We start from the raw sequence: 6,146 nt of genomic DNA, 5'->3' as shown, positions 1-6,146 counted from the left end.
ACCCCTAATTTGAAAAAACTTTTCAACCGCTCATTAATACGGCGAAAAGATAAGAAATGGTGGAAAAGGCAACAAAAAGGGGGCGATTTCTCGCCCCCTCAAGGATTTACCATTACTGTTTGGCAATGATATGCCCATTTTCTACATCAAGAGTAACAGGGACTCCCGGTATTAATTTGCCGGAAAGTATCTGTTGCGCCATCGGGTTCTCTATTTCCTGCTGAATTGCCCGTTTCAATGGCCGCGCGCCGTAAACTGGATCGAATCCGGCTTCGCCCAAGAACTCCAAAGCAGGCTGAGTAATAGTAACCTGATAACCACGCTCCTCCAGACGTTTGTATAACCGCGCCAACTGGATATTGGCGATAGAAGTCAAATGTGCCCGACTCAGCGGATGGAACACAACGACCTCATCTATACGGTTAATGAACTCAGGACGGAAGTGATGGCCAACAATATCCATTACCATGCTCTTCATTTCGGCATAACTTCTTTCACCGAAACGCTCCTGAATCAAATCTGAACCGAGGTTAGAGGTCATGATGATAACCGTGTTACGGAAATCGACTGTTCTCCCCTGCCCGTCAGTTAAACGCCCGTCATCCAACACCTGTAATAGTATGTTGAAGACATCCGGATGCGCTTTTTCCACCTCATCCAGCAGAACCACAGAGTATGGGCGACGACGTACCGCTTCGGTCAGATACCCGCCTTCTTCATAACCGACGTAGCCTGGAGGCGCACCGACCAGCCGGGATACAGAGTGTTTCTCCATAAACTCGGACATATCAATACGCACCATGGCATCATCGCTGTCGAATAAGAACGTTGCCAATGCTTTACACAGCTCGGTTTTACCCACCCCAGTTGGCCCTAAGAATAAGAAGGAGCCAATTGGCCGGTTCGGATCTGACAACCCTGCACGGCTACGGCGAATAGCATTGGACACCGCTTCAACCGCTTCATCCTGCCCAATCACACGTTTATGTAGATCCTGCTCCATACGCAGCAGTTTATCTCGCTCACTTTCCAGCATGCGAGATACCGGGATACCGGTCCAGCGTGCCAGAACTTCGGCAATTTCTACCTCAGTGACACGATTTCGCAGTAGCTTCATGGTTTTCCCTTCTAGCGCCGTCGCGGCAGCTAGTTGTTTTTCCAGCTCAGGAATTTTACCGTACTGAAGCTCGGACATTCGTGCCAAATCACCGATACGCCGAGCTTGTTCCAGGGTGATTTTAGCTTGCTCCAGTTCTGCTTTGATATTCTGAGTCCCAGTGAGTGATGCCTTTTCAGCTTTCCACTCTTCTTCTAACTCAGAATATTCACGTTCTTTCTGCTCTAACTCGGTATTGAGCATTTCCAGCCGTTTTTTACTGGCGTCATCCGATTCTTTTTTCAGCGCCTGCTGTTCCAGTTTTAGCTGGATAATCCGGCGTTCCAGACGATCCAATGATTCTGGTTTTGAATCCATCTGCATACGGATACTGGAACCGGCTTCATCGATAAGGTCGATGGCTTTATCCGGTAACTGACGATCCGATATATAGCGGTGCGATAATGTCGCTGCCGCCACAATTGCCGGGTCAGTGATCTGCACATGGTGATGCAGCTCATAACGTTCTTTCAACCCACGCAAAATGGCAATCGTGTCTTCTACTGTTGGCTCCGCAACATAGATTTTCTGGAAACGCCGCTCCAGCGCCGCATCCTTCTCTATATATTGACGATACTCATCAAGCGTAGTTGCACCTACGCAATGCAATTCACCACGTGCTAACGCCGGTTTCAGCATGTTGCCGGCATCCATCGCCCCGTCACCTTTACCGGCACCCACCATGGTATGCAATTCATCAATGAACAAGATCACACTGCCTTCTTGTTTTGATAAATCGTTCAATACGCCTTTCAAGCGTTCTTCGAACTCACCACGATACTTAGCACCGGCAATCAGTGCGCCCATGTCTAATGAAAGCACACGTTTATGTTTCAGGCCCTCGGGCACTTCACCATTGACGATACGTAGTGCCAACCCCTCCACAATGGCGGTTTTACCGACACCTGGCTCACCAATTAACACTGGGTTATTTTTGGTACGACGTTGCAATACCTGAATAGTGCGGCGAATTTCTTCATCACGGCCAATAACCGGATCAAGTTTGCCTTGTTCCGCACGTTCAGTCAGATCGATAGTGAATTTTTTCAATGCCTGACGCTGGTCTTCAGCACCCTGATCATCGACTTTGTCACCACCACGCATATTTTCAATTGCCTTATTTATTATGTCAGTCGTTGCACCGGCGGCCTTTAATATATCCGTTAAGGTACCGCGATCCTCGAGTACAGCCAGAACAAACAGCTCCGAAGAAATAAATTTATCTGCGCGCTTTTGCGCTAATTTGTCACAAAGATTCAATACACGTACCAGTTCGTTTGATGGTTGAACATCACCGCCGGTACCTTCAACTTGTGGAAGACGACCTAAAGCCTGCTCAATATCGCTACGCAAACTAGCAACATTAATACCCGCCGAGGTCAATAATGGGCGAACCGTCCCCCCATCCTGATTAAGCAGTGCGCTCATCAAATGTAACGGTTCTATAAATTGGTTGTCGCGCCCAAGCGCTAAAGATTGGGCATCGGCGAGGGCAAGCTGGAATTTACTGGTAAGACGATCCAGACGCATAACACCTCCAATATTGGTCAAAATTGCTACTGAAGATTAGATGAGGTCATTCCTCAAATTTTCAAGGTTATTTCGACACTATATTTAAAGTAAAACGTTATGCGTCAGCGGATCGTCCTAATGCAATAGGTTATATCAGCCAGACTAAACTGGCCATCCGCCCGGTAATTCCATCACGCCGATAAGAAAAAAATTGCTGTTTTTCACTCACAGTACAATGTTCACCGCCATAAATAGCGTGAATACCCGCAGCTTGAAGCCGCAAGTGTGCCAGTAAATATATATCAGCGAGATATTTAGTGCCTGTGGGGGTAAAAGCAGCAGCAGATTGTGGATCGATATTGATAAAAGCCTGTTTCACGTCTTCGCCCACTTCGAATTGCTGCGGGCCAATGGCTGGACCTAGCCAGGCAATAATAGAAGACGGCGTGGCATTGAACTGAGCCAGCGTTTGCTCCAAGATGCCAGCACATAGACCACGCCACCCCGCATGGGCAGCCGCGACTTCATTGCCAGCCAAAGAGCAAAATAGCACAGGTAGGCAATCGGCGGTCATTACTGCACAGACTTGCCCGGCGACGCGGCTATAGACTGCATCTGCCTGCACATCAGGGGTTACCTTGCCATCCAAATGCAGGACACGAGTGCCATGTACCTGTTCCAGCCAGACTGGCATTTGCGGCAAGCCCGCCTGTTCCACTAAACGCTGACGATTTGCTGCCACACTAGCAGCGGCATCTCCCACATGGGTGCCAAGGTTTAATGAATCATAAGGCGACGCGCTGATACCACCTTGACGAGTGGTGCTACATGCCTTAACTCCAGCAGGTATTGGCCAGTTGGGGAGTATCAGCGTGTCCATTACCAATCCATCTGGTCTTTGAATTCTACGGTATCGGCTTTCAGTGCATTAATTAGCTCAACCATATCTTCTGGTAATGCCGCATGCCATTCCATTTGAATGCCACTGATCGGGTGATACAAACGCAGCATGGTTGCATGCAGCGCCTGGCGATCAAAACCACGCAAAATGGAAATAAAGGAATCAGAAGCCCCTCTTGGTGGGCGTGGACGGCCACCATAAAGCTGATCACCCACCAGTGGATGGTTTATATGAGACATATGTACGCGGATCTGATGCGTACGGCCTGTCTCTAAACGCAGGCGCAGGCGAGTATGGGCACGGAAATGTTCCATGATACGGTAATGCGTGGTCGCGGGTTTACCCATTGGGTGTACGGCCATATGGGTACGCTTGGTCGAGTGACGAGAAATAGGTTCGTCAACTCTGCCACCAGCAGTCATATTGCCGATTGCCACAGCTTCATATTCACGTGTGATTTCGCGCGCCTGGAGTGCTTCTACCAAACGGGTCTGGGCAGGGACAGTTTTCGCCACGACCATCAAGCCAGTGGTATCTTTATCCAGGCGATGTACGATACCCGCACGAGGAACGTCGATAATTTCCGGATAATAATAAAGCAACGCATTCAGAACAGTGCCATCCGGATTACCTGCACCGGGATGCACCACCAAACCACGGGGTTTATTAATGACCAGAATGTCGTTATCTTCATAGACGATATCCAGTGGGATTTCTTGAGGCGCCCAGCGGGCATCTTCCTCAATTTGCGCGTCAATGGCGACGAGCTCACCACCCAACACTTTTTCTTTAGGCTTATTAATTGTTTTACCGTCGACAGTGACTCTATCTTCCAAGATCCATTCTTTTATGCGAGATCTTGAATAATCAGGGAACAATTCGGCCAAAGCCTGATCTAACCGTTGACCGAGTTGAGATTCGGCCACCGTTGCGCTGAGTTGTACTTGTTGTGCCATATGCAGCTTCTTGTTCGTTAACGTTGGGTTTTGACGGCGATGCCGTTTAATATAATGTGCTATTGTATCTAGATCTTTGTCGGGAGCTTAACGGACAGTCTCCCGGAATAACACTTCGAGGATAATCAAAACGTCATGACGCGTATGAAATATCTGGTGGCTGCCGCCACGTTGAGCCTGGTGCTGACCGGTTGCTCCAGTAACAAGGACGTGGTTCCCGATAACCCGCCTTCTGAGCTCTATGCTACCGCTCAGCAAAAACTGCAGGACGGTAACTTTAAGGGAGCTATTACGCAACTAGAAGCGTTAGATAACCGCTATCCTTTCGGGCCTTACTCCCAACAGGTTCAGCTTGATTTGATTTATGCGTATTATAAATCTGCTGATTTACCGTTGGCGCAAGCCTCAATCGATCGCTTTATGCGCCTCAATCCCACACATCCTAACATCGATTACGTATTATATATGCGTGGTTTGACTGACATGGCTCTGGATGACAGTGCATTACAAGGCTTCTTCGGGATTGATCGTTCGGATCGCGATCCACAACATGCTAAGGCCGCATTCCGCGATTTTAACCAGTTGATTCAAAACTATCCGAACAGTCAGTATGCAACTGATGCGCAAAAACGCCTGACGTTCCTGAAAAATCGCCTGGCCAAGCATGAACTGGCCGTGGCGCAATATTACACTAAACGAGGCGCTTACGTCGCGGTAGTTAACCGCGTAGAGCAAATGTTGAGAGATTATCCCGATACTCAAGCAACCCGTGATGCGTTGCCGTTGATGGAAAATGCTTATAAGCAGTTGCAACTTAATGCTGAGGCAGACAAAGTTGCCAAGATAATTGCGGCTAATCCAGCCTGATATTGTCTGTAGCGATAAAATAACAAACGGCAGCTTAGGCTGCCGTTTTCAATTCTGCCCTTGAGGCCTATTTTCAATTTACAGCACCGGGATGATGAACGTCATGGCCTCAGGCTGTTGCATTAATATCCCCTTTAACACCGGAAAATAATGTCGTTTTTAACCCAACGCAGACAATATAACTTACCGATAATGCGACATTATAATCAATGATTCAACCCCCCAAAGCCTAATCCTGACGTTAAATCACAGTTCCCATGACCTTTGCAAAAAGTGACAAAAAAAAGTGATCTTGGTCATACATTTTGCGGAAAAGAGAGGTATGCTGAAGTTATCCAAGACGGAGTAGACAGAGAGGTAAGTCATATGACAGTCAACATTACCAGTAAGCAAATGGATATCACCCCAGCAATTCGCAAGCATGTTGAAGACCGTCTCACCAAACTGGATAAATGGCAGGCCCAGTTAATAAACCCACATATTGTACTGTCTAAAGATCCGCAAGGATTCGTTGCCGATGCAACTATCAATACCCCGATGGGTCCCTTGGTTGCCAGTGCAAAACACGATGATATGTATGCTGCAATTAATGAACTTATCACCAAACTAGAACGCCAATTAAATAAAATACAACATAAAGGTGAAGCTCGTCGCGCAGCAAGTAGTGTTAAAGATGCTAATCTGGAGTCAGCAGATGTAGAGGAAGAAGAATCCGAGCAGGAACAATAGCCAGGGCTCTCCATCTCATTTCGGA

General features: G+C 47.8%; 5 protein-coding genes. 2 read left to right on the top strand and 3 right to left on the bottom strand.

Annotated elements, in window-relative coordinates:
- Positions 1-112: 112 nt before the first annotated feature.
- The 3 genes from clpB to rluD form a co-directional block, all read right to left on the bottom strand.
- Positions 113-2,686: an ATP-dependent chaperone ClpB gene (clpB, locus tag AEP37_RS19360; protein WP_049614887.1), complete on the bottom strand. Its 2,574-nt coding sequence runs from the start codon at positions 2,684-2,686 to the stop codon at positions 113-115.
- A gap of 130 nt (positions 2,687-2,816) precedes the next feature.
- Positions 2,817-3,548: a purine nucleoside phosphorylase YfiH gene (yfiH, locus tag AEP37_RS19355; protein WP_049614886.1), complete on the bottom strand. Its 732-nt coding sequence runs from the start codon at positions 3,546-3,548 to the stop codon at positions 2,817-2,819.
- The gene (rluD, locus tag AEP37_RS19350; protein ID WP_049614885.1) at positions 3,548-4,525 is read right to left on the bottom strand and encodes a 23S rRNA pseudouridine(1911/1915/1917) synthase RluD; all 978 of its coding nucleotides are present in this window, start codon (positions 4,523-4,525) and stop codon (positions 3,548-3,550) included. The genes yfiH and rluD overlap by 1 nt, the downstream gene beginning before the upstream one ends.
- A 135-nt stretch (positions 4,526-4,660) precedes the next feature.
- On the opposite strand from rluD, the gene bamD reads away from it, so the two are divergent.
- The gene (bamD, locus tag AEP37_RS19345) at positions 4,661-5,392 is read left to right on the top strand and encodes an outer membrane protein assembly factor BamD (RefSeq protein ID WP_032905545.1); all 732 of its coding nucleotides are present in this window, start codon (positions 4,661-4,663) and stop codon (positions 5,390-5,392) included.
- A gap of 366 nt (positions 5,393-5,758) precedes the next feature.
- A complete protein-coding gene (gene raiA / locus AEP37_RS19340) occupies positions 5,759-6,121 on the top strand; it encodes a ribosome-associated translation inhibitor RaiA (RefSeq protein WP_049614884.1) in 363 nt (120 codons plus the stop codon).
- Positions 6,122-6,146: the final 25 nt, after the last annotated feature.

It is taken from the genome of Yersinia pekkanenii, assembly GCF_001152565.1.
GTDB classification, from domain to species: Bacteria; Pseudomonadota; Gammaproteobacteria; order Enterobacterales; family Enterobacteriaceae; genus Yersinia; species Yersinia pekkanenii.
Note: the sequence above shows the minus strand (reverse complement) of the source record. Positions and strands in the feature narration are given on the sequence as shown.

What these genes read in the sequence shown, in the direction of transcription:
- clpB (WP_049614887.1), bottom strand. Translation starts at nt 2,686, where the DNA reads ATGCGTCTGGATCGTCTTACCAGTAAATTCCAGCTTGCCCTCGCCGAT.
- yfiH (WP_049614886.1), bottom strand. Translation starts at nt 3,548, where the DNA reads ATGGACACGCTGATACTCCCCAACTGGCCAATACCTGCTGGAGTTAAG.
- rluD (WP_049614885.1), bottom strand. Translation starts at nt 4,525, where the DNA reads ATGGCACAACAAGTACAACTCAGCGCAACGGTGGCCGAATCTCAACTC.
- bamD (WP_032905545.1), top strand. Translation starts at nt 4,661, where the DNA reads ATGACGCGTATGAAATATCTGGTGGCTGCCGCCACGTTGAGCCTGGTG.
- raiA (WP_049614884.1), top strand. Translation starts at nt 5,759, where the DNA reads ATGACAGTCAACATTACCAGTAAGCAAATGGATATCACCCCAGCAATT.